Below are 24942 nucleotides of genomic sequence, written 5' to 3'. Positions count from 1 at the left end.
TCAAGGCGCACTGCCGGGGCCGTATCTTTATTTATTTCACCGGGATTGTAGGCAAAGACAGGCTTTTGCCCGGCCATGATGCTTTTATTCAGTTCATAATCCATCGCGGAGTACCTGTACTTTTGGTACCGCCGGTCGGCGGTCAGGATACGCTCATGGTATTCACCGGTTGCAACCTCATCGGAACGGAGGGGATACAGGTCAGCTATGGCCTGTGTAACTTCCTCCAAATGGCTGATGCTGTTTTTATTTTTTTCGATATAATCTTTTGCCCTCATGACCGCTTATAAAAAACAGGTTGTTAGATTGCAAATGTAAGGCTTTAATTTAAAATCATGTAAAACAGTACCCGTTATAAATAAAATATGTTATATCTTGCAACCGTTATTTTTGACGCTTGATTATGGCCGTACAGGGATGTCATGGAAAGGAAAAGAAAGGTAGTTGGTGGTATCGGAAAAGAAATGTATCTTTACAGACTTAATCTTTCCAGGCGAATGTTGTTTTCTGCATTTTTGTTACCCGGTTGTTACTCACTATTTTTAAAAAGCAGGCTTATGTATTTATTATCAATTGATTACAAATACCATTTACCTTTGTTACCTTTTTGACCCCGCTCGCCCAGACGTCCCGTCTGTGTGTTGCGTAGCAAACATTTTTGCCCTGTCAACAAGACACGGACTGGAAGTCCGCGCAAGCGGAGGAGTTTGACTCCGTCGATTTGCAATTCAATTGGCACATCGGCAAATTTACTAATCGGCACATTAGTTTTCTGTCAGATATGTCAGATTTTAACAAAATACCCGGTGCCGTCCTGTATTTCTCTGTATGACCAAAAACTCACAGAGTTTAATGGCTCTGCCCTTCCGGAGACCAAGAAGAAGAAACTTTACAATTCTTATGTTATTCAATAGCTGAACCATTACGTTAAAATATTGTTTTTATTATTATCTTTGTCTTAGTAGAATTTATCAAGCATTTTATGGCTCTAAAACAGTCCTTACAACTCAAGCAGCAACAGAAGCTTTCGCCTCTTCAGATGCAGGTTATTAAATTAACCGAGTTGCCTGTTATTGAGTTGGAAGAGCGAATAAAGCAGGAGCTCGAAGATAATCCGGCTCTTGAAGAAGGTCTTGAAGCGACAGATGACACATCGGATTTCGATGATGAGTACAATTCGGAAGACGATGGAAATATATCGCAGGAAGATCTGACTTTAGGTGACTATATGAATGAAGAAGAGATTCCTGATTATCAATTACGGGACAGCAATAGACAAGCCTCGGGTAAACAAGAAGAAATACCGTTCTCGGTAGCCGCTTCCCTGCACGAATACCTGATAGAGCAATTGGGCGAATGTGAATTGGAGAAGAATGATGAAAAAGTAGCCGAATATATTATTGGAAACATTGATGAAAACGGTTATCTTGACAGGTCTCTTTCTGCAATTTCGGATGACCTTATTTTTCAGCAGAACCTCGACATTTCCGTCTCTAAACTCGAAGAAATCCTAAAGATAATCCAGGACTTTGAGCCGGCAGGTATAGGAGCACGGAATCTGCAGGAATGCCTCCTTTTGCAATTAACCCGGAAAGAAAAATCAGATAATACAGAATTAGCTATAAAGATAATTGCAGATTATTTCGAAGAGTTCTCTAAAAGACATTATGATAAGATCATCAGGCAACTGGATATTGATGAGACTGGGCTGAAAGGTGCGATACAGGAAATTACCACGCTGAATCCCAAACCGGGGAATAACTGGGGAGATTCCATGTCCATAACCCTGAGTACCATCATTCCCGATTTTATCGTGGAAACATATAACGGAGAACTTCTGCTAAGCATGAACAATCGCAATATTCCCGACCTGAAGGTAAGCCGTGAATATTCCGACCTGCTCAAAGGGTATGCCGATAATAAGGAAAGCATGTCCGCCGACAGTAAGAATGCTGTTTTATTCGTAAAGCAGAAGCTGGATTCCGCCCGCTGGTTCATTGATGCTATCAAACAGAGGCAGGATACACTCCAGCGTACCATGCAGGCGATAATGGATATGCAGTACGACTTCTTCCTTACAGGGGATGAAGCCCAGTTGAAACCAATGATACTGAAAGATGTAGCTCAACGTACAGGATACGATATATCCACCATATCACGGGTGAGCAACAGTAAATATGTACAAACCAGTTTCGGGATTTACCCGCTTAAATACTTCTTTTCGGAATCGATGCAGACCGACACGGGCGAGGAAATTTCTTCCCGCGAAGTGAAAGCCATATTAAAAGAATGTATCGAACACGAAGACAAGAAGAAACCACTTACAGACGACAGGCTTTCAGAGATACTGAAAGAGAAGGGGTATATAATTGCCCGCCGTACTGTAGCTAAATACCGGGAACAGATGAACTTGCCTGTTGCCCGATTAAGAAAGGAAATATGATAGAAGAAACAGACAATGTGCCGGAGATAAGAAACAATCCCGCTAATGCCGGCGATAAGTACGGCTCCGGTAAATCGCCGTTCTCATATGAACCACCAAAAGAAAAAGAGCCACTTCTTGCCCGGATAATATCTATTATCCTGCATCCCTTTTTTATGGGAGTGTATAGTGTCTCACTTTTGTTTCTGTATACGGATTTCAGGCTGATCTTTGCCGGACAGTTCATGCGGTTTATCACTCCCGTATTTTTCCTTACATGCGTGATTCCCGCGAGTAGCATATACTTTTTGAGAAAAGCCGGGCTGATAAAAGATTATGACCTGAAAAACAGGAATGACAGGTTTATTCCTTTTGTCGCGGCGTTCTGTTCTTACGGCTTATTGATATACTACTTTGTGTCGGCCGGATTATATGCATGGTTTATCGGGATACTGGTTGCTCCTCCCGTTCTGATCGTTATAGCTGCCGTCACAACCAGATATTGGAAGATCAGTGCACATATGATGGGGATCGGAGCGCTGATTGGTTGCACTTTGTCAGTTTGTTACTACGTTAAAGGGCTGAATCCATTCATTTTGTTCATCATTTTGTTTATCTTAGCAGGGTGTTTGGGCGTGTCCCGGCTGACGCTTCAACGGCATACTCCCGGACAGGTATATACGGGCTTCTTGGTTGGTCTTATCGTTTCATACCTGTGTGTACTGGTGGGGGCATATTGGGGTGTTATCATGTTTATTAAGAACTTATAATTTATTAATACATAAATAAAGAGATTATGAATTTTCCTGAAAATCTGAAGTATTCAAAAGATCACGAGTGGATCAAAGTTGAAGGTGATAAAGCTGTAGTTGGTATTACAGAATTTGCTCAAAGCGAACTGGGTGAAATCGTTTATGTAGATGTTACTACCGAAGGGGAAACAATCGACAAAGACGGAGTATTCGGCAGCGTAGAAGCTGTAAAGACCGTTTCTGACCTGTTGATGCCTGTATCCGGAGAAGTACTCGAAGTAAATGCCGATCTGGAAGACAAGCCTGAATTGATTAACGAAGATCCATACGGAAAAGGCTGGATTATTAAAATTGCTGTAAGCGATGCTGCCCAGTTGGACAGTCTGCTTTCGGCAGCAGATTACAAAAAACTAATTGGTAAATAATTAAATGAAACCTATCGTAAGTATAATTATGGGAAGTACATCCGACCTTCCCGTAATGGAAAAAGCTGCAAAGTTTTTCGATGAAATGGAGATTCCATTCGAGATAAACGCTTTGTCGGCACACCGTACTCCCGAACGTGTAGAGGCTTTCGCTAAAGCAGCCCACGAACGCGGAATCAAAGTTATTATCGCGGCCGCCGGCATGGCAGCCCATCTTCCGGGTGTTATAGCTTCCATGACATCTATTCCTGTTATCGGAGTCCCTATCGATGCTTCGCTCGACGGAATGGACGCATTGCTGGCTATCGTGCAAATGCCTCCGGGAATACCTGTTGCCACAGTGGGTATCAATGGTTCCCAGAATGCAGCTATCCTTGCCCTGCAAATGATAGCTACGGGAGATGAAGACCTGCATAAGAAACTGATCGCTTACAAAGAAACCTTGAAAAGTAAAATTGAAAAGGCTAATGAAGATTTAGCCAAAGTTCAGTATAAGTTCAAGACGAATTAAGAAGCGGTCTCGTTCGAAGTAAAAGAAAGTAGAGGTGTACTTTCGGGTACACCTCTATTCTTATCACAAATCTATTACTTACTTATGCTACCTCCACCCGACTTGTGGGCATTGATAGTTTCGTATGTCAGTTTTTTGATATCAACATCGGCTCCCCCACTGCAACTGACAGAGATAACCTTCACCTTTCCCGATAGTTCTACATCGGCTCCGCCACTAACGGAAAGGCTTACGTCATCTGCACTGCCGATATTTATATTTGAATCGCTTCCGCCTGATGCTGCTATCTTGAGCTTATTCGCTCTTAAATCCTTGATATCAGAGTCGGAACCTCCGGAGAAAGCAAAATTTGCCTCATTTACATTCAACCGGTCTATCTCTATATCCGCACCGCCTGATGCTGCGATAGACAACGCTCCTTTATTATTCAATTCTTTCGCATTGAAATCCGAACCACCCGATATGGCTATCGCATCTAATGCAGGGGCAGAAACATAGGCGTATATTCTGGAGTTTTTCTTAAAACGCTCGCCGTCTTTCCGCTTCAGTTCGAGATTGCCATTACTTACTGTTATTTCAATTTTCGGCATATTCTCCGCATCGGTTTCAATCTCCAATGAGTGCGAGTTGCTTTGGGAAAAATAAATGTCTATACCTCCACTTACGGCAATCTTGTTAAATGAACTTACCGGTTTCTTTTCTTTTACAACTTGTGCCGATATACCTAAAGATATCACACAACACACTGCTAACAGGATAATACTTTTTACTTTCATAGTTCTTTCTGTTTTTAAGGTCACAGACCTATTTATTACTTTCAGCAATAATCAGTTACTATTTAATAATATTACATTAAACACCTTCTTTTGCTTACCTTATATCAATATCTGCATAATTATTGGACACTACTATAGTTGCAGTAGGCGTACCGCTTCCTATCTGGCCTTTCTTAGTCACCTTATTACTCTTTTCAATGGATTCGGTATATTTTACAGTATACTTTTTCGAGATATTGAGATCTCCGTATATAAGGCTTGCGTCAAATGTTGCAGACATATTCAATGGAAAACCTATTGAAACATCGCAGTAACTGCCTTTTACATTTATCGTTTTCACTTTAGGCGACATTCCCCTAATCGTGACATCGCCATAAGAACTGCGAATGTCGATATCGGACAGCAGGTTGTCTATAATTATATCTGCATACATCAGCTGCCCTGTCATACTGCCGATAGTACCTATTTTCATATCACCGTATGAGGAGGATTTAGGAATCACAAGGGTTTGTACGTTATTGAACCGGCAATCGTTATAGTTACCAGACGACTCTACTCTCTTTGCCTTCTCTATCCTGAAATCCGAATAAGATCCCGATATGTTAATATCCTGTGCTTCTCCTATTTTCACATCACTATACCGTGCTTTTACTGAGGCAGCCTTATTTAAAGCCTGTGCCGAGAGATCACTGTACGAAAGGTTCGCGTCGAGACTTCCGTTTAGTTTATCCAATTTCACATCGCCATAGTCCAGATTAATATTCAGAGATATATTTTTAGGAACAGCTATTATATAATTAATCTGAGGTTTCGAATTACTCCTGCCGGTATTATTCGTAGTGATGGAAAGAAGCTTATTGCTTGTTGTTATATTACATGAAGCGGATTGATCCCTCTTATCGAAATATTGTATCTCCAGATCTATCTGACTCGAATTTGATTCCTTGACTATTATATTTCCGTATTTATGGAAGAATTCGATCTCGGATATATTCGAAAAGCTCTTCTTTTCTATACGGGTAGGTGTACCTTCAGCACGTTGTTTAGTCCCTTTACTATCATAGCTAAAGGCATAAGCGGTGTATCCTTTGCCATCAACATTGAGATTCCTGAGACTTGACTTCGCTGTTTTAATACCCTCTTTTGCAGCGTTCATGGCCAGTGCTGTGATAGAATCTGTGTTTATATTGATGATGAAGTCGTTCAATGCCGTGATAGAGTCCATATTAAGATCGAGATTGGGTCCATTTAATTCCATGAACTGGCTTGAATCTATGTCTATTCCATCCAACACCTTATCCAGATTGAGATTCAGTTTCTTTTTGAATACTTTGACAGAGTCCTGAGGCTGATTACCTGTGCTTTCATTCGCAAATGTATGAAAGAGGGTAAGGCAGCATAAAACCGTTAATAATATATTCTTCTTCATCGTGTGTACATTTTTAGCATTTTGTGTATTTACCTAATTTTTCGTTTATACTTTCCAGTTTTTGTATATTTGTTTTATAGTGTTTCACCAGATAGCGTATTGCCATTTCCTGATTTTCATTTTTTGACATCTCATCCACAAAGGCCGTATTGTTGCTCATTATCTTCTCTATATCGCGAGTCAGCTGTGCCTGGTTTTCGGTATCGGTATAGGCCAGTTTACACATGATATCCGCAATCTGCTCCTCCATTTGCTGATTGTAATAATCGTTTGTCGCCCTGAATTCATCAGTTGCTATGGAGCTTTCAGTTGGCGGAGCCACTTCCAAGCTTTGTGGCGCATAGAATTTGACGGCTACTCCAATTAATATCGCAATGGAGGCGGCAATCGAAATATAGCTTATCAGGTTTACTCTTTTAGCAGGTTTCTTTTCAGCTTCCTGAATACCCATCTGCTTGTTAAGCAAAGCTTCGAATCGTTCTGTATGACCTGCCGATGGCTCCTTATCGTCAAATAGTTCTCTATTCTTTTCTATATATTCTTTTCTATCTTTCATCTCTCTCTCCTTTCAGATAAGTTCGATTAATCTTTGTTTTGCTCTCATATATTGTATACGGGCCGTACCCGGTGCTATGTTTAGTATTTCAGCGATCTCTTCATGATCATAACCCTCTATCAGATACAAATTTATAACCAGACGGCTCGATTCCGGTAATTTATCTATTGCTGACTTCACCTGACCTACTTTTGCCATTATTTGCTCCCAATCGGCATTATCGTCCGTGTCGGCAATGTCATAATTCATATTATCATGCAGCTCTGTCATTTCCATATTTCTCCTCCTCAGCTTGTCGATGGACGCGTTAATCGCTATTCGTACGAGCCAGGCCTCGAAAGGAACAGAGTCATTGTAATTATCCAGTCCCGAAAAAGCTTTCAGAAAAGCGTCCTGCATCGTATCTTCAGCCTCGGCAGGGTTACGGAGTACACGAAAGCATGTGTTGTAAACCCTTTTGTAAAAGGTTGTATACATTTGCATTTGCGCCCTGCGTTCGCCTTTCCTGCACTGCTCGATTATACCTGAGTCGAAACTTATCATTTACTAATCCTGTCACCCTTTCTATTTAGGTCTCACATCTGTTTACTGACGTCCTAAGCATAATAACAACTGATAGTTAACTCTGCTGAATATGGCATTAAACACTTTCCTTTAATTATATGTACGCAATAAAAAAAGAAGTGTTACAAATGAACTGATTTTTTTTAAGAAAAATAAAAATCCCTTACCTTATTCTTTCTATATAAAACCTGCCATGATATCAGTTCTCAGCTGATTGCCGTTACCTGCCCGGCTCCGGATATCACGCAAACTGCTTTTTCAGGGAGATTTATATCATCATAAATAGAGCAGAAAAAGAATAAAAACCCCAGGCTGTCATTAGGCCTGGGGTTTTTCAATGTTATAACTTTAATGTCTGTGTGAATCTACTATATTACTCAGGATTATTTCAAAACTTCAGAGTATTCCCCATCTCTTGTATTATTTAGCCCAAAACAATTTTATATAGGCATTATCTGTTCCACCCATAGCCTGTATCTGTGCATCATAATTTTTTGTATTATTACTTCTTTCGGAATCCGGATAACGAATCCGGAAAGGTAATGTTTTCAATAATTGAGCCGCCTGATCTTCCGGATAATATAACTGGGGGTATCCTGTACGACGCACTTCATTCCAAGCCTGGAACGGCTGCATATAACCAAAATTCAGCCATTTCTGAGTAATGATGGCTTCTTCTTTGTTAGAGGCGGCATCCCATGCCTTTTCTGCATAAGCCTGAATAACCGACTCTGCCGGCATGTCCATCTTTGTTCCGGTTTTGCTCGGGCTGATGGCATTCTCTTCGAAATAGAACTGTGCGGAGTGTAGAATCCCGTCAACAAACGCCGCTTTTGCATCGCCGCTGGCCCATCCTTTCTGATATGCTTCGGCTTTCAGGAAGTCTACTTCGGCCGCTGTAAAGATCGGGCTTATAAACTGTGTATTGTACATCACTGTAGTAGAGTCGATACGCGAATATACGCGCTCTGATTCCGGCTTCGCGGTGTTTACCTCTTGTTCGGCATACGTTTCGCGAGTAGAGAGTCCTTTATATTCTCCTGCCGCGTTCTTGGAATACATGATAGGCAGGCGCGGGTCATTTTCTCCCGAAACGGCGTTTGTTAATACATCTAACATGGCTTGTGATGCACGGCTCTGGTCAATATAGCCTGTCCGAAGATCATCCGGATTGAAAAAAGCTCCGGTATCTTTATCATTGGAATCCAGTTTAATAGTTTCGTTCAGGCTGGATACGAGGGGATAGCCACCACCCAGGATTTCAGCTATCACCTGCTTTCCTTTGGCAGATAAGTCACCCTGTGAAGCGACCCGTACGGCAAGGCGCAGGCGAAGCGAATTACAATACCTTTCCCATTTATCCAGATCGCCGTAATTGATAAAATCCTGCTTAGGCAAGGATGCAGACGCCTGTTTGTCCAGATTATCTTTTAAACTATGTATATCTGTATAAAGTTCGCCCAGACGGTCGAGCATCGTAGTATATATGTCCGTAGCCTTATCGTATGCCGGATAGCTGCCGGCCACATCACTGGTAATGGCAAGAAAACCGGCCTCTTTGAACGGCGCGTCGCCGAAAGTATCCACTATCTGCGATAAATGATCGTAAACAAATACTTCGGATAAATTCTTGAATACTCTATATATATCTTTTTCGCTGTCGCTTAACCCTTCATAGACATTCTGAAGTACACGAAACTGTGTCAGTGTATTATAGAAATGTATCCATCGGTCGTTAGCATAGCTGTCGTTAGCCGAATAAAGGGAACCTTGCGAATTCATAAATCCGAGTGTCTGGGCATATTTTCCCGTAACGGTATTATCCCATGTGTACATGCGCCAATAAGAATTGAACGTATAAACACGCCCTGTATAAAACACACCTGTCATCAGTTTGTCACAGGATGCTATATCGGTTTTTGACGGATCAGGGTATTTATCCGAATACTCGCTGTCGGCGCAGGAATAGAATGTGAGCGCCGCAACCAATACAATGAGAAATAAATATATTTTTTTCATATTGTTCTTTTTTTATTAATTAAAGAATTAGAAGCTGGCTCGTAACGAAATACCTACCGAGCGGGTTGTCGTAGTAGAACCTCCCAGGCTGGCCTGTGTTATCCAAGATGTACCGTCTGCTGCTTCAGCGTCCAGCATCGGCATGTTCTTGTAAACATAGAACAGGTTACGTCCGAATACGGATACCATTAAACTCTTACACTTGACTTTAGAAAGTATAGACTTCGGAAGATTATAACCTATTGACAATTCGCGGCATTTTACATAGGTATTATCAAATACGCCATGAGAATAATAAGTTACATCTGTCGGATCATAACCACCCCAGTTGTAAGTCCAATATGCCAGCTGGTCACCCGGAATCATTGTCGTATTAGCGCTTCCATCCGCTTTAACTCCTTGCAATATCACACCGTTATCATAAATCCTCTCTCCGTTAGGGCCTGCAGAACCTGTGAAAGGAACGACGTTACGATTGGCATCGAAGTAATAGGTCAGCCCTTTACCTTCTCCATCATGATAATCCAGACTTTCTTTAATCGCTCCCTGTCCCATCATATACTGGTAAGGCATATTCATTACCGCACCGCCTATGCGGTAATCGAACGAAGCATCGAGCACGAAATTCTTATAAGAGAAAGTAGTGGCGAAACCTCCGACCATCTTCGGCATGGCATTTCCCACTTTAACCGGTTTATCGGTCAGTTGATAGAAACCATCTTCACGGATAATATAATTACCTTTGTCATCTTTCTTAGGCGCCAAAGCATATATATCTCCGGCTGGTTCTCCTAATTTTGAATAAAGATACGCGGACCCGTTATCCCAGTTTGTATGTGTTATCTGGTCGATACCTTCCGCCAGCTTAACCACGGTATTTTTATTCCATGCAAAATTGGCGCGCACATCCCATCTCAGGTCACGTGTCAGAACCGGCGTACCGTACAGGGAAAGCTCAACGCCTCTGTTCTTCATGTCGCCGATATTTAATGTCATACTTGTTGCACCGGAAGATGCAGGCATGGTAGCATCCAAGATCATATCCTGTATTTTATTGGTATAATAAGAAAGTTCGAAACCTAAGCGATTGTTAAAGAATTTACTTTCCAATCCGAATTCCCATTCGAATTTCTTTTCGTTGCGGAGGTTGTAATTGCCCACTTTAGGATCGACACTATTATATATCCACTTACCGCCGACTGATTTTTGCGTATAGGCCTGAACGGCGTAATACGCCGGCGGTGGATTGCCCACAACGCCGTAAGAGGCGCGGATCTTGCCATAATCGTACCACGAAGGCATTTTATCTTTAAATAGTTCGGTGTAAATAATACTTCCACTCACAGATGGAAAATAGAATACATTCTTCTTGGGTGCCAGCGTGGATACTTTTTCCTGACGGAGTGTTCCTTCCAGGTAAGCCCAGCTATCGTATGACAGGTTTAATGTTCCGAAGTACGCGGTCTTCAACAGATTTAATTTACGCATTTCAGAAGATTTCGGTTCATTGCTGGCATTCAGGTGAAACCAGTTTTCTACCGAAAGCCCACCATTGGTATTGGCCCAGGTATTGAATTCTTTTTCCGTACGTCCCTGCCAGCCGACCATAGCGTTCATACCCAACTTATCAGTCAGGTTGGTATCATAATTCAACATAATGTCACCGTAGAAGATTTCATAGCGATTGTTACGCGCCATATAGTATCCTACGTTTTCGTTGATCAACCGAGAGTTCGCCGCCTGCTCTTTTTGCTCGATCTTTTCGGCAGTATAATCTGTTGCTATACGCCCTTTCAGAGTAAGACCCTTTACAATTTGCCAGCTTGGAGTAACATTTGCCAACAAGCGGTTGGTATTATTCAGATATTCCTTACTCAGGATATTCCAAAAATATTCGTCTACCAATGCATAAGGAGCCGGAGTCCATTCGAATCCTTCATCCGGAGTAATTTGATTAGCATCAGAATAAATCCGGTTCAGGTATCCTAAGCTTGTTCTTGTATGCTCGCGCAGGTACTTAACATCATCGAAAGGCCCCGCCATACCGCTAAAATTAGTCAATGTACGGCTGAGACGGTAAGGCGGATTTTTTTGGTCCTGGAGTATATAATTAACACCGTAACCGACTGAAATATTTTTCGTTACGTTATAATTACCTGTCAGGTTAAAATTATGCTTATGAAACGTGGAATTATACTGCGTAGGCAAATTGTCTATATAAGTATAAGAAAAGCGGAGATTGCCCTTTTCAGTAGCGTTTGTAACAGCCAGGTTGTATTGTTGGGTAAAGCCTGTACGGAATATTTCCGACCATGGATTATCATTTATCGGAGAGTACTTGCGTACTGTTCCGTCATAATAGATTACATCTTTACCATCATATTTCGGCCCCCAATACCTTGTCGTTGAAGACGCTCTTCTGTGGTTTACGCCATGTCTGTCATCCCAGCCATTAATCCTCCATCCTTCTTCATCGAGTCCGTTTGCCGCAGTGCGTTGATACCCATTAGCTCCCGGGCCATATTTAGTCTGATATTGGGGCATATAAGCCACCGGGTCCCATGTCAGACTGGCATTGAAGTCCACACCCAAACCCGTAGAACCCTTACCTGTTTTGGTCGTAATCATCACAACGCCGTTGGTCGCCTCCGAACCATACAAGGCAGAGGCCGCAGCACCTTTCAGTATAGACAGGCTTTCAATATCCTCGGGATTGATATCTGCCAAACCATTAGACGATATCCGCTGATTATCCCAGTAACCGCTCAGGTTAGCATCACCGTTATGGATAGGTACACCATCCACCACGACCAGAGGCATATTGGTCAGGTTCAGGGAATTCAGACCGCGTATATTGATAGAAATGGCACCTGCGATACCTCCCGGGGCTGTCTGGATACGCACGCCGGACGCTTTTCCATAAAGAGCGGCACCTAAAGTAGGCGCTGCCGCTTTTGTTAAGTCGCCTGCACTTATTGTACTGACCGAGTAGCCCAGTGCTTTCGCTTCTTTTCTAATACCCAAAGCTGTCACCACAACTTCATCCAGCTGAAGGGCATCTTCCTCGAGGGCCACATCAATTACCGATGAGGTTACAGTTACTTCCTGTGACTTATAACCGACAAAGGAAAAGACCAACACTGAATTTGTACCTGCTGATATAGCATACTTTCCGTCTATATCTGTCAAGGTACCATTAGTCGTTCCTTTCACTGTGACACTTGCCCCTATAATAGGCTCATTATTTATGTCTTTAACTACACCCGTTACTGTTTGAGCCTGAGCAAAGACATGGGAGCATAATAAGATACCGCACAACAGCAGTGCTTTACATACGCTCTTACTAATTTGGTTTTCTTTTAAGTAAACATTCATAATAAAAAAATTAGAGGTTACTCATTAATAATAGAGAAGTAATTACCGAATAAATCGTTTCTGAATCTGTAAAAATCTGTATCGACCCTACCTTACGTAACAAAGATCTTACCTTCTGAATGGAATACAGAAGGTAAGATCTTTGTTATCATATATATACATGCTAAAAAACCCGAATAACAATAATTCGAGTTGTATATCTTTAGGTAAGACTTGACTACTTATATTCTCTCTCTCTCTCTCTCTCTCTCTCTCTCTCTCTCTCTCTCTCTCTCTCTCTCTCTCTCTAGTTTATTTGCGTATAAAAACAAATCTAAAATGTTAAATTTTAAAGGTTTAACGTTTTCGATATGTAATCGATTAACCGTTATTATTGATTGTGAAATACAGGATATGAAACAATCCATCCTTTATTCTTATTTTTAAGGTTAATTCATTAATACAAATATACAAGTTAAATATGATTAAAAATAACAAATTATCGACAATTTACTAACACTATTTCGACATGAGTCATTTGCATAAAATCTGGCATATCTGGCAGAAAGCTAATGTGCCGATTGAATTGCAAATCGACGGAGTCAAAATCCCCCGCTGGCGCGGACTTCGATTCCGTGTCTTGTTGACGGGGCAAAAATGTTTGCTACGCAACACACAGACGGGACGTCTGCGCCAGCGGGATAAATATACGGGCCTCGGTCTAAAAAGCATAGATTCCTTAAAGCAACGCTTTGCCCTGTTGGAAAAATGCCTGCCCTATACGCATATCACACGCCCGCCCAGGATAAAGTGGGTTGAGTTCATTCCTCCCGAAGCGAGTAATAATGATGAATATTAAGCAGGGTTGATTTATACTTATGACAGGATTATCCATAGAAATTCGTGTTAAATCACATATACCAATAAACAAAATATCAGAAAAATAATGTACCTTTGTGCGCATTAAAAACAATAACTTATACTTGTTATTTTTATGCAAGAGAAAATCATTATCCTCGATTTCGGGTCACAAACCACCCAATTGATTGGTCGCAGAATCAGAGAATTAAATACTTACTGCGAAATTATCCCTTACAACAAGTTTCCTTTCGATGACAAAAGCGTAAAAGGCGTAATCCTGTCGGGAAGTCCTTTTTCGGTAAACGATGCTACCGCCTTTAAACCAGACATCAGCCAGATAAGAGGTAAATATCCGGTATTGGGTATTTGTTACGGAGCGCAATATATGGCCTATACATCGGGTGGGAAAGTGGAAAAAAGCGATTCCCGCGAATACGGACGGGCACATCTGACAAAGATTAAGTCCGGCGTTGCCCTGTTTGACGGAATATCTGAAGGTACTCAGGTATGGATGTCTCACGGAGACTCTATCACAGTAGTGCCGGAGAATTTCGAAATAGTAGCTAGCACAGCTGATGTACCGGCAGCAGCATATAAAATAAAAGGAGAGGAAACATGGGCCGTACAATTTCATCCTGAAGTTTACCATACTACAGACGGCACACGACTTTTAAGTAATTTCCTGAATATCTGCCATTCGAAAAGAGGATGGAGCCCTGCTTCTTTCATCGATTCCACAGTGGACCAATTGAAAGGGATGCTTGGAGACGATAAGGTGATCCTTGCCCTTTCGGGAGGTGTAGACTCTTCGGTCACTGCCGTTTTGCTGAATAAGGCTATCGGAAAGAACCTGACCTGCGTATTTGTAGATCACGGATTACTTCGCAAAAACGAATTTGAAAATGTATTAAGGGATTATGAACATCTCGGACTGAATGTAATAGGCATAGATGCCAAACAGCGTTTCTACAAAGAACTGGCCGGCGTGACCGACCCCGAACAGAAACGTAAGATCATAGGTAAAGGCTTTATTGATGTATTCGACGAAGAAGCGCATAAGCTTAAAGATATAAAATGGCTGGGCCAGGGAACTATTTACCCTGATATTATAGAGTCGCTTTCCATCACAGGCCATGTCATCAAATCGCATCACAATGTAGGCGGGCTACCGGAAAAAATGAACCTGAAGCTGGTAGAACCTCTGCGCCTGCTCTTCAAAGACGAAGTGCGCCGTGTAGGTCTGGAACTGGGCATGAAGGAAAACCTGATAAAACGCCATCCATTCCCTGGACCGGGGCTTGGCATCCGTATATTGGGAGATATTACTCCGGAAAAAGTAGAAGTAGTTCAGAATGCCGACGATATCTTTATCCGTATGCTTCGTGAACAAGGCTTCTATGATAAAGTATGGCAGGCGGGAGCAATTCTGTTGCCGATCAAATCGGTTGGGGTAATGGGTGATGAACGCACCTATGAAAATACAGTAGCTTTGCGTGCTGTGACTTCTACGGATGCGATGACTGCCGATTGGGCACATTTGCCATATGAATTTCTGGCTAAGGTATCAAATGAGATTATCAATAAAGTAAAGGGTGTAAACCGTGTCGTTTATGATATTTCATCAAAACCTCCTGCCACTATCGAGTGGGAGTAAAAAAACACAAGATATTTTCCTTAAAAAGTGTCTCCTGCAAAGGGGACATTTTTTTTTAAAAGCATCGGACTTAAAAGGTTCAGAGCTTCCTTTTCACCTGTTTATTTTGGACGGAATCCTAATATTTGTTTCATAATTCAATTTTTTCTTATTAATTTTAGTGTATTAACCTACACACTTGATATTCCATGACAAATTTAAAGAGGATCAGTCTGGTAATTATACCTGTATCAATACTCAATCCATATGGCTATGGACAAAAGGAACAAAATAAATCCCGTCCCAATATTATACATATAATGACAGACGATCATTCGTTCCAGACAATCAGCGCATATGGGCATCCGCTATCGAAAATAGCTACTACTCCCAATATAGACCGTCTCGCAAATGAAGGAATGTTATTCCGGCAAGCCTTTGTTGAGAATTCGCTGTCAACTCCCAGCCGGGCATGCCTTATGACTGGTTTATACAGCCATCAGAACGGACAACGCCAACTGGGAGCAGGCATTGATACAACTAAGATCTTCTTTTCCGAATTATTAACTCAGGCAGGTTATCAGACCGGAGTTGTCGGAAAATGGCATATGCAATGCGAGCCAAAAGGATTCAATTATTATTGTGTATTGAACGATCAGGGAGATTATTACAATCCCAGTTTCAAGACGAAGGAGTCTCAAGGTAAATATGTGCGTGAAGAGGGTTATGCAACTAACCTTATCACTACCCATTCCATAGAATTCATAGAAACCAGAGATAAAAACAAGCCTTTTGCCCTTTTGGTGCATCATAAAGCTCCCCACAGGAACTGGATGCCGGAAGCCAAATATTATGACCTGTATGAAGATGTAGAGTTTCCAAAGCCGGAAACATTCTATGATGATTACGAAAGCCGTTGTTCTGCGGCTAAGACTCAGGATATGACAATCGGCAAGACAATGACATTTATTTATGACCTTAAGCTGATTGAATTGAGAAATACTACCCCATATAATAAAGAGTGGAATAACGGCGGCCTACAACAAGCGATGAATCAGATGACTCCTGCACAACGCGAAGCCTGGGAAAATGCCTACCATCCCAAAAATATGGAATTTATCGACAGTAATCTATCCGGAGACGATCTGCTTAACTGGAAGTATCAGCGTTATATGAAAGATTATCTTCGATGTATAAAATCGATTGACGATGAAGTCGGACGTCTGATAGACTATCTTGAAAAAGAAGGGTTGATGGATAATACCATCATAGTCTATACCTCGGATCAGGGTTTCTATATGGGAGAACATGGATGGTTTGACAAACGTTTCATGTATGAGGAATCATTCAGAACTCCGCTTATCATACGTTATCCCAAAGCTGTCAAAGCAGGTACGAAGACCGATGCCCTGGTTCAGAATATAGATTTTGCACCTACATACCTGTCTTTGGCAGGAATAAAGAAACCGGCTGAAATGAGCGGTGTATCCCTTGAGGCTTTATTTAGCGGAAAAACGCCTGAACATTGGAGAAAAGATTTATACTACCATTATTACGACTATCCGGCAATCCACAATGTCCGCCGGCACGATGGAATCAGGACAGACAGGTATAAACTCATCCATTTTTATGGTAAAGGCGAAACCCGGAATGATGAAGACATTGATTGTAACGAATTATTCGATCTTAAGAATGATCCGAATGAACTGCATAATCTCTATGGTAAAAAAGGATATGAAAAGATAAGCCAGGAATTACAGGCTACTTTAGATAATTACAGAAAGAAGCTTAAAGTAGATGAATTCTAAGAACCTGTTTAAACTTTCCATCAAATTTTTACCATATATGAAGATGTATCACTCTACTCCCTGAAACTTAAAAGGTTCGGATGTTACAAAATTATCAGCGGTATTTCCCGCATAAGTTTTACCCCCGACCAAATCCAGTTTTCTTACAGGGGCTTTCTCCGAAAAATCGACATTCTGAAAATCTACCCAGAAAACATTCGGATATAAAGCAGACTCAAAGTAATATACTTTATGCTTCTGGTCTGCTACTGTTCTCCACCTGGTAGATGAAATGTTCGGTTCGTCAGGTGTACTTATCCCAAAAGGAACCGATGTATTCCGTATGACGCTGAATACGCTGGCAACAGCCAGTCTGGTATCATCTACTTTCGGAATTACGTTTATATAATAAGAAGCCCTTACAAATCTGTCGGCGGCACGGTTAGTCCCCGGAAGAAAAGTCAGGCCTCCAATACTTTTCCAGTATTCATTCAATGCCAGTTGCTGGTCGAATACGGGCGAATTCGTCATCACCTGATAGGATTTATCGTGATGTATCACCAACTTTCCGTTTATATATTCAAAAATAGCGCTATCACCGTCCGAATCTGACAGGGACAGGTGGAGAGTAGCCATTCTGGAACCATCGGGCATCATATCCGAAACGACTTCGAATGTCCCTTTTTCCATATATGCTACGGCTTCATTTACAGTAGCGAAATTGTCGAGTATATACTGCACCCATGCAGCGATCGACAAGCCCGGCTTCTTCTTATCCCATTCCGGATATGCCGACTCTGCAAGCCAGAGAAGATTGGCTACAAGACCTTTCTCGTTCATCCCGTCTGTACTGGCAATATCGTATGCAGAAGTAATCACGCTTCCATATTTCGATTTCCACTTCAAAGGGTTGCTGCCCACTTCACCGTTCCGTTCCATACCTCTGGGGAAGATCCACAGGTTACTCCTGCTGTCCTCTTTCCAGTCCATAGTTCTTGCAGTCAGTACCGTATTATTGAGTCCGTGATAGACTATACGGGTGCAAGCCTCGATTGCGCTGAATTGTGTAAATGCCAGAACCGCTGCCAATAGAACGATTCGTGTAATAGTTCTCTTCATAAATCTTTTAATCTGATTTGTTCATACTTTATATAGAGGAACAATCCCTGATGGCTAAAAGTTTATAATTGCAGTAAATATCCTATCTGTCGAAATGTAATCTTTCCCCTCTCATGTCGTAAACCACACCATCTTCAAAGGCAATCTTTCCATTCAGGAAAGTCTTTTCTATCGAAGTGGAGAATGTCTCCCCTTCCAGCGGCGCCCATTTACATTTATACAGGATATTATCTTTAGTGACAGTATAAGGTTTATTGGGATTCACCAATACCAAATCGGCAAAATATCCTTTACGGATATATCCCCGCTTATCTATCCTGAACATGGTGGCTGGCGCATGACACATTTTATTCACCGCTTGCTCTTTTGTTATTTTGCCTTTCTTGACCAACTCAAGCATCATTTGCAGCGAATGCTGAACCAAAGGTCCTCCCGACGCGGCTTTCAATGCACCGCCCTGTTTTTCTTCCAACAGGTGGGGTGCGTGGTCGGTCGCGATTACATCCAGTTTATTCTTCAGTAGTCCCTGCATCAGAGCACCCCTGTCCTGTCTGGTTTTCACCGCGGGATTCCATTTTATACGCGCGCCGTATCTGGAATAATCTTCATCCGAAAACCAGAGATGGTGAACACAAACTTCTCCGGTGATCTTCTTCTCCGTCAAGGGTTTTATATCGAATAAACTTATTTCTTTCTCGGTGGAAAGGTGTAAAATATGCAAACGGGTCTGGTATTTATCTGCCAGCTCGATAGCTTCGGCAGACGAGCGATAGCAGGCTTCGGCGCTACGGATAAGTGGATGATACTGAATCGGTATATCCTCTCCGAACTCGGATTTATATTTAGCCAGATTCTCCCGTATTATTTCTTCCTTTTCGCAATGGGTGGCAATGAGCATATCCACTTCGGCAAAAATGGATTGCAAGACCATTTTGTCATCCACAAGCATATTCCCTGTCGAAGAACCCATAAACACCTTTACCCCGCACACTTTTTTCGGATCGACTTTTTTCAGTTCTGTAATATTATCATTTGTAGCCCCCATATAGAAGGAATAATTGGCGAATGATTTTTCGGCAGCCAATTCAAATTTCTGCTCAAGGAGTTCAATTGTTGTCGTTTGCGGCTTAGTATTAGGCATTTCCATAAACGAGGTAACACCTCCGGCAATAGCCGCGCGACTCTCGCTGGCAATATCTCCTTTATGTGTCAATCCCGGTTCGCGGAAATGTACCTGATCGTCTATTACTCCGGGCATCAGCCATAATTCCCTGCCGTCAACAACCGTTGCATTGTTCAGTAGCCGGTCGGGAATCTCTTCCGTTCTGAATATCTCCGCTATAACATTGTTTTCTATCAATACCGAACCGATGAAAGATGTTCCTTCATTTATAATGGTCGCCTTGTGAATGAGTATCATGATTAAAAAAAATAAATGGTTTGATGCAAAGGTAGAAAAAAGAGTTTGTCGATGTATACGAAATATGCTAATCAGTTGAGATTAGAAGAACATTAAAACCCAACTACTGACCCGCACTGGTAAGCAATGAGTATTGAGTGACAAGTGAATTAAAGATCGGCAGAGCCAAAAGTGTAGAATGAAAAATGTTTTTTGCACTTTAGCGTCTTTGCGAGAGGCTTTTCACCACGGAGTAAAAGTTGTCATACTTACTTTTGACACGCCGTCCTCTCTACTTTTTCCGTTCATCACTTATGGCAGGCTGCTTGTTCACTGCCGTTTGAGTCGAATCAGCCGGTAGGGCAGGAGGTGTTTGTTGTTCTGCGGGGCTTGTTGCGTTCTGTTGCCTTTGTATTTGATCCTGATCCTGCTGAGCCTCGTTCCGTCTGAACCTTCTCGGCTTAAATGACTGGAACAGGCGCTTCAGTGTCGCCGCTTCTTTGTTGTAAATAATACCCACACCCTGTGTTGTAGGCGCCTGGCGGTAATATTTATCGTTGGTATGGCTATATGCTCTCAATGTCCATATTGTATTCAATTTATATTCCAGGTCGAAATTCCCGATAAAAGTATTATCTACACTCGATTGATCTGTGCGGTAGCCTAAGTCTGTTTTCAGTATCAGCCTGTCATCCCAGAAAGTACGGGAAACGTTTACCTGCATGTTCATGTCAGATAATGTACCGTCGTTCGACTCCACAGTAGCGCCTACCTGCCATTTATCCCCCAGCATATTACCTACCAGAGACGACATAACACTGGATAGGGCACCACCGGCGATACTGGTCCATATACCGTCGCCAAAGTTTGCCCCGCTACTCCCCGAACTCGAATAAAATGTACCCATAGCAATCAGGGATGCAAATTGCTTTATTTTTTGCTCGTCAGTGCTGATATAGGTGTTTACTCTTCGCTGTACATCATCATTTGCATCGGGTAAACTGATATTGTATGTCAGGTCCATGTTATCCATATTTCCTACGATACCCAGTACACAGTCGACAGATATTTTTGATGATGAATTATCCATCGCAAAACTGGGGTCCAGTGTCTCCAATGCCGCCCTGACCCTCCTGTAAGCTGTGATTTCGAAGCGGGTCTTCATCGGGTCTCCTATGAAATGCAGCTTGCTGCCGTTCTGTATTTTAAAGTCCAGTTTCTTTATATTTTGCAGGTTCAGTTTCACCGTTCCGTCTGTCAATGAATAATCGCCATATGCCGACATATTCTCATTCAGCATATTATAACTGAACGTAATGGAACCGTTTCCTTTTGCTTGCAACTCATCTCCCGTTACCGGATCTATGATGATGCCGATTGCCAGATCGGGGGTCACATCGAGTTTTACGGTCAGCTGTATGGGTAATGGTTGATCTTTGGCCCTGGCAACGATATCTTTGAGCGAGTTTTTCAGTTTTTCTTCCGGTACGTTGATATATACCACACTCTTATAGTCTGTCGCTTCCGAATGTTGAGGTAAAAGGATATTCAATATGGAATTCTTGTCATTCTTTATCTGCAAGTTTATATTGATACCGTCGTTAGTACCATCTATCTTTACATTACCTGAAGCGTAAACCCGCCCGTAGAAAAGGCTGTCAGTCCTGTGTTCGGTATTCAGCACCATGAGTTTGTCCATCCGCATATTAAGCGAATACTTCATGTTGTCGAAATTCTTGTGTGTAACGGTTGCGCTCACATTTGCCGTGTTCCCCTGGCTGTCTTTCAATATCAGATTGTCAAACCCTATTCTGTCGGGGCTTACCCTGATGGTATCGGATATTGTATAGGTTACATTGGTGTAATCTATACCTATCTGTGTGTCGTTAAACCCGAGGAATCCCCTCACAAGCGGAGCTTTGGTGTTACCTTCTATCATCAGGTTGGAACTGATGGTGCCATCTACCTTGTTGAGCATGTCGGAAACGAAAGGTTGCATCCAGCGCAGAGGCATCTTTTCCATCCTCAGCTGGAGGTCGAGTGAGTCCTGATTGGTATAGATAGTCCCGTCTATCTCCGCAAGGGTTTCTTCTGCCCTGACCAGCGCCGCCTGCATGGCCACCCCCCCGTATTCGTTGCTCCAGTGGCTGTCGAGGTCTATTGTGCCTAATGTGTCGGAGAAGATAACGATATCGGCTATCTGGAAGCCTTCTGTATATAGTTCTGGTTGGTCGAGTATATTTGTGAGCAGGACATCCCCGTGGATACATCCCCGGATGTTCTTCACATCGAATGCCTCGAGCAGGTCTCCTATCTCGGCATGGGTGAAGTAAACCCTGAGGCTATCGCTTTTTTCTCTCGAAATTACCCCATCTATATTGAAATACGGTTTTTTGTTCACACCCAGACCTACATTATGTATTTCGGTTCGCGTTCCTTCGTTCAGTATCTCGGCAGGCAGCAGGTTGAGAGCCAGCCTGTCCACCATGATGTCTGACGGAGTTATCTTGAGGGAAGATACAAGTTCATTCTTCTCATTCCTGCTAAAATCAGCCAGGGCTTCGATGTCCCCTTTTATATTTATATCGGTACTATCGCTGGTTACACTTACGAATGAATATATTGTGTCGCTCTGCCCGGTTGTATTAAGGGCGATATTATACTTGCCTTTGTTCATCAGTACACTACTGCCTCCGGAGATATTAAATTCCGTATCCAGGTTCACGACATTTATTATAGTGTTTTTGATCTCGGTTTCACCGAAGCGGAGATGCGGAATATTTCCTTTAACCGATAATTGCTTATCGATCGTATTGATCCGGCCGCTTATTGTGGCAGGGGTTATGACATTGACAGGCAATACGAATATTTCACCGAGTTTCTCTGTATTATTGGCAGTGATATTAAAGGTAAAGTCATTTTGTTCCTTCCTGACGTGTTTGGTTGCGGGGAAGATTGCAGGCAGGTATCCATTCATCAGATTTGAAAATTCATCGGAAAGGGACATAAATGAGTACCGGCCCGTAATATTCGCGGTGAACAGCGAAGAGGTCAACGCTATATATTTACTGTTATCCTCTTTTTTGCCGGCTTCCAACGTAAATTTTCCGGGTGTAAACGAAAAATTATCATCATGAAAATCAAGACTGTCGATAGTAGCCGTCCCTGTCATATTATCAATATCCAGGCCTTTGATGCTGCCATTCAGAGCCATGGTCAGACGGGGATTTACCCAGTCGGGATTTTTATAGAAAGGGTCTATCTGTAGCGAGTCTAGTCTGACCCGTACATTGATGTCAGGTACTTTAGCCTGGGACATATCGGCATCAACGAATATTTTTCCTATTTTCCAGTCGGCGCGGGCAGTCAATCCCATTTTTTGAGCATTGTAAAATCCGTTGAAAGGAACATTCTTCATCGTTTCTTTTTCTATTTGCAAAGCATCTATATTTCCCTGCATCTGTGCAGAGAGAGACTCTTTCTCAGTTTGCCTTGCTCTCAGGTCTATATGGGCGGAGAGGCTACCCAGTCCTGCCGTACCTCCGAGCAACCTGCCCAGATTGAAGTTACGTGTTCTCAGCCCGGCATTTACATTGAAGTTGGTAAATGTTGTATCCACACCACCGGTAGCGAGGAGCGAGACGAGCCCCTGCCTGCACCATGCTTCGGAATTGAGCTTAAACTTATTCAGTTGCCCTGTCAATGTTCCTTTCAGGAATATGTCTCCCATGTCTCTCAGTATATCGGGAGTCACAAATGTGGAATCGCCCAGTTTGGCAAAATCGGAAATTGCTTTGGGCGACGCTTTCAGTTTGTTGATTGAAAGATTTATATCCGAATTGCCGTATTGTTCATAACTGCCCAGACTGGCCAGCCCTTCAAGGACAAAATCATCGCCATAGGTGAGGTTTATATTTTCGATATTCACAGCAGGCAGCGTTCCCGATATATTGGTTTTCAGTGAAAGTCTGTTTCGCAGAAATTTGAGATTCGGCAGGAACGCGATTAAGTCTCCGGCTGATAATTCCGTGTCGTCGGTGCCTATTTCGAAAGCGCTGTTCGATAGGTTATATCTTACTTTAGTGGTTATCAGGTGAGAGTTAGGTAAGTTTAAGGAGAGGTTTTCTACCCAGAGTTGCGACTTGTCGGAGTATAAATGCCCTTTCAGGCTTTTGATTTCAACTCCCGACTTTTCTTTTGCCGACAGACTGTTGAGCGCGATGTCGAATTTGTCGGCATCTATCGAGTTCAGGTCTGCATTGGCATTTACATCATATAGTGATATATGCGATGCATTGAACATCTGCGGTGTCTCCGGCACAGACAATACGTCATAATTCAATCGACCGCGTTTCAGACTGACGTCTTCGAAGACCACTACCAGCGAGCTTTTGGTCGTATCCACTTTGGTGGTGTCGGCGCTCGAAAATGCATCTATTACAAACTGGAAGTTAAAGTCGCTTATGCTATCTTTCTGATTTACATTTATCAGGAAATTGTCTACCGTGATTCCTGTAATCGCCAGTTTATTGCTTTTGATAAATTCCCAAGGGCTGAGGCTTACGCTCAGGTCCTGCGCATAAAGCAACGTATCCCTGGCCTGATCTTCTATATAGATGCCTTTAAGGCTTACATTATTGAACAGACTTAGGCGGATCTCATCTATCGAGACCTCCGTTTTCATCGTCTCTTTCAGTTTGTTTACTGCAAAGTCCGCAACTTTTTGCTGCACATACGGTATGGAAAGGAGAACATATAAAAGCACATTAAGCCCGATAAGTCCGAGGACTATATACAGGAATATCCTGAAAAGCTTTTTAATCAGGCTTTTCTTCTTCGGGGTCTTTTGGGGTACTTGTTTTACGTCTTCTGTTTCCTCCATGCAGGACTATTTATTATTTTAGCCTTTCAGACCATTCTTCTTCATTGAATCCTACCAGTACAAAGTCATTCCCGATAACCAGCGGCCGTTTTACAACCATTCCGTTGGATGCGAGTATATCTATCAATTCACTCTCGGATGCGGACTTGACCTTTTCTTTCAGATTCTCTTCCTTATAAATCCTGCCTGAGGTATTAAAGAACTTTGCGATAGGCAATCCGCTCTTCTTTATCCATGCAGCCAGTTCTGTTTTTGTAGGGTTATCGGTTGTTATATCACGGCTTTGTACGGTCACATTGTTTTGTTTTAGCCACTTGGCCGCTTTCTGGCATGTGCCGCATTTTGGATATTGCAGGAATAGTTTTGTGTCCATTCTGATTTCTTTATTTTATTTTGACTAATTGCAAAATTAAGGATTTACTAATGATTAACGCAGATTGTACATTTAAAGTT

Annotated in this window: 18 protein-coding genes; 7 read left to right on the top strand and 11 right to left on the bottom strand. The window is 42.2% G+C overall.

Annotated elements, in window-relative coordinates; genetic code table 11:
• Positions 1-278 (bottom strand): hypothetical protein (locus tag ACFO6W_RS13765; RefSeq protein WP_379997376.1); only part of this gene is annotated, 278 nt, incomplete at its 3' end.
• 704 nt (positions 279-982) lie between these two features.
• On the opposite strand from ACFO6W_RS13765, the gene rpoN reads away from it, so the two are divergent.
• The 4 genes from rpoN to purE are packed head-to-tail and all read left to right on the top strand — an operon-like array spanning position 983 to position 4110.
• Positions 983-2443: an RNA polymerase factor sigma-54 gene (gene rpoN / locus ACFO6W_RS13760; protein ID WP_379997374.1), complete on the top strand. Its 1461-nt coding sequence runs from the start codon at positions 983-985 to the stop codon at positions 2441-2443.
• Positions 2440-3192: a phosphatase PAP2 family protein gene (locus ACFO6W_RS13755; RefSeq protein ID WP_379997372.1), complete on the top strand. Its 753-nt coding sequence runs from the start codon at positions 2440-2442 to the stop codon at positions 3190-3192. The genes rpoN and ACFO6W_RS13755 overlap by 4 nt, the downstream gene beginning before the upstream one ends.
• A 26-nt stretch (positions 3193-3218) precedes the next feature.
• Positions 3219-3599: a glycine cleavage system protein GcvH gene (gcvH, locus tag ACFO6W_RS13750; RefSeq protein ID WP_006800830.1), complete on the top strand. Its 381-nt coding sequence runs from the start codon at positions 3219-3221 to the stop codon at positions 3597-3599.
• Between the two features lie 4 nt (positions 3600-3603).
• A complete protein-coding gene (gene purE, locus ACFO6W_RS13745) occupies positions 3604-4110 on the top strand; it encodes a 5-(carboxyamino)imidazole ribonucleotide mutase (RefSeq protein ID WP_379997370.1) in 507 nt (168 codons plus the stop codon).
• Positions 4111-4184: 74 nt separating this feature from the next.
• Here the strand turns inward: purE and ACFO6W_RS13740 are convergent, their stop codons facing one another.
• From ACFO6W_RS13740 to ACFO6W_RS13715, 6 genes are all read right to left on the bottom strand, one after another.
• On the bottom strand, positions 4185-4886 hold the full coding sequence (locus ACFO6W_RS13740) for a GIN domain-containing protein (RefSeq protein WP_379997368.1): 702 nt from the start codon (positions 4884-4886) through the stop codon (positions 4185-4187).
• A gap of 94 nt (positions 4887-4980) precedes the next feature.
• Positions 4981-6315, bottom strand: coding sequence for a DUF4097 family beta strand repeat-containing protein (locus ACFO6W_RS13735; protein WP_379997366.1), 1335 nt, complete (start codon positions 6313-6315; stop codon positions 4981-4983).
• Between the two features lie 13 nt (positions 6316-6328).
• Complete coding sequence (locus tag ACFO6W_RS13730) at positions 6329-6871, bottom strand: hypothetical protein (protein WP_379997364.1); 543 nt, start codon at positions 6869-6871, stop codon at positions 6329-6331.
• Between the two features lie 12 nt (positions 6872-6883).
• Positions 6884-7414: an RNA polymerase sigma factor gene (locus tag ACFO6W_RS13725; protein ID WP_379997362.1), complete on the bottom strand. Its 531-nt coding sequence runs from the start codon at positions 7412-7414 to the stop codon at positions 6884-6886.
• A 441-nt stretch (positions 7415-7855) separates the two neighbouring features.
• Positions 7856-9454 carry a SusD/RagB family nutrient-binding outer membrane lipoprotein gene (locus ACFO6W_RS13720; protein ID WP_379997360.1) on the bottom strand — a complete coding sequence of 533 codons (1599 nt, stop codon included), beginning with the start codon at positions 9452-9454 and terminating at the stop codon, positions 7856-7858.
• Between the two features lie 27 nt (positions 9455-9481).
• On the bottom strand, positions 9482-12829 hold the full coding sequence (locus tag ACFO6W_RS13715; protein ID WP_379997358.1) for a SusC/RagA family TonB-linked outer membrane protein: 3348 nt from the start codon (positions 12827-12829) through the stop codon (positions 9482-9484).
• Positions 12830-13337: 508 nt separating this feature from the next.
• On the opposite strand from ACFO6W_RS13715, the gene ACFO6W_RS13710 reads away from it, so the two are divergent.
• The 3 genes from ACFO6W_RS13710 (at position 13338) to ACFO6W_RS13700 (ending at position 17110) form a co-directional block, all read left to right on the top strand.
• Positions 13338-13667, top strand: coding sequence for a hypothetical protein (locus ACFO6W_RS13710; RefSeq protein ID WP_379997356.1), 330 nt, complete (start codon positions 13338-13340; stop codon positions 13665-13667).
• 135 nt (positions 13668-13802) lie between these two features.
• Entirely contained in the window at positions 13803-15323 is a 1521-nt protein-coding gene (guaA, locus tag ACFO6W_RS13705; protein WP_379997354.1) for a glutamine-hydrolyzing GMP synthase, read from the top strand.
• A gap of 188 nt (positions 15324-15511) precedes the next feature.
• Positions 15512-17110 (top strand): sulfatase family protein, encoded by a 1599-nt coding sequence (locus tag ACFO6W_RS13700; RefSeq protein WP_379997352.1) that lies wholly within the window; start codon positions 15512-15514, stop codon positions 17108-17110.
• Positions 17111-17158: 48 nt separating this feature from the next.
• Here ACFO6W_RS13700 and ACFO6W_RS13695 read toward each other — a convergent pair whose 3' ends face one another.
• From ACFO6W_RS13695 to ACFO6W_RS13680, 4 genes are all read right to left on the bottom strand, one after another.
• Entirely contained in the window at positions 17159-18208 is a 1050-nt protein-coding gene (locus tag ACFO6W_RS13695) for a linear amide C-N hydrolase (protein ID WP_379997350.1), read from the bottom strand.
• 82 nt (positions 18209-18290) lie between these two features.
• A complete protein-coding gene (locus ACFO6W_RS13690) occupies positions 18291-19628 on the bottom strand; it encodes a dihydroorotase (RefSeq protein WP_379997348.1) in 1338 nt (445 codons plus the stop codon).
• A gap of 271 nt (positions 19629-19899) precedes the next feature.
• Positions 19900-24489 (bottom strand): translocation/assembly module TamB domain-containing protein, encoded by a 4590-nt coding sequence (locus tag ACFO6W_RS13685; RefSeq protein WP_379997346.1) that lies wholly within the window; start codon positions 24487-24489, stop codon positions 19900-19902.
• Positions 24490-24502: 13 nt separating this feature from the next.
• Complete coding sequence (locus ACFO6W_RS13680) at positions 24503-24862, bottom strand: arsenate reductase family protein (RefSeq protein WP_379997345.1); 360 nt, start codon at positions 24860-24862, stop codon at positions 24503-24505.
• Positions 24863-24942: the final 80 nt, after the last annotated feature.

Origin of the sequence: Dysgonomonas termitidis (assembly GCF_042654545.1) — a bacterium.
GTDB classification, from domain to species: Bacteria; Bacteroidota; Bacteroidia; order Bacteroidales; family Dysgonomonadaceae; genus Dysgonomonas; species Dysgonomonas termitidis.
This window is presented reverse-complemented; position numbering and strand designations above follow the sequence as displayed.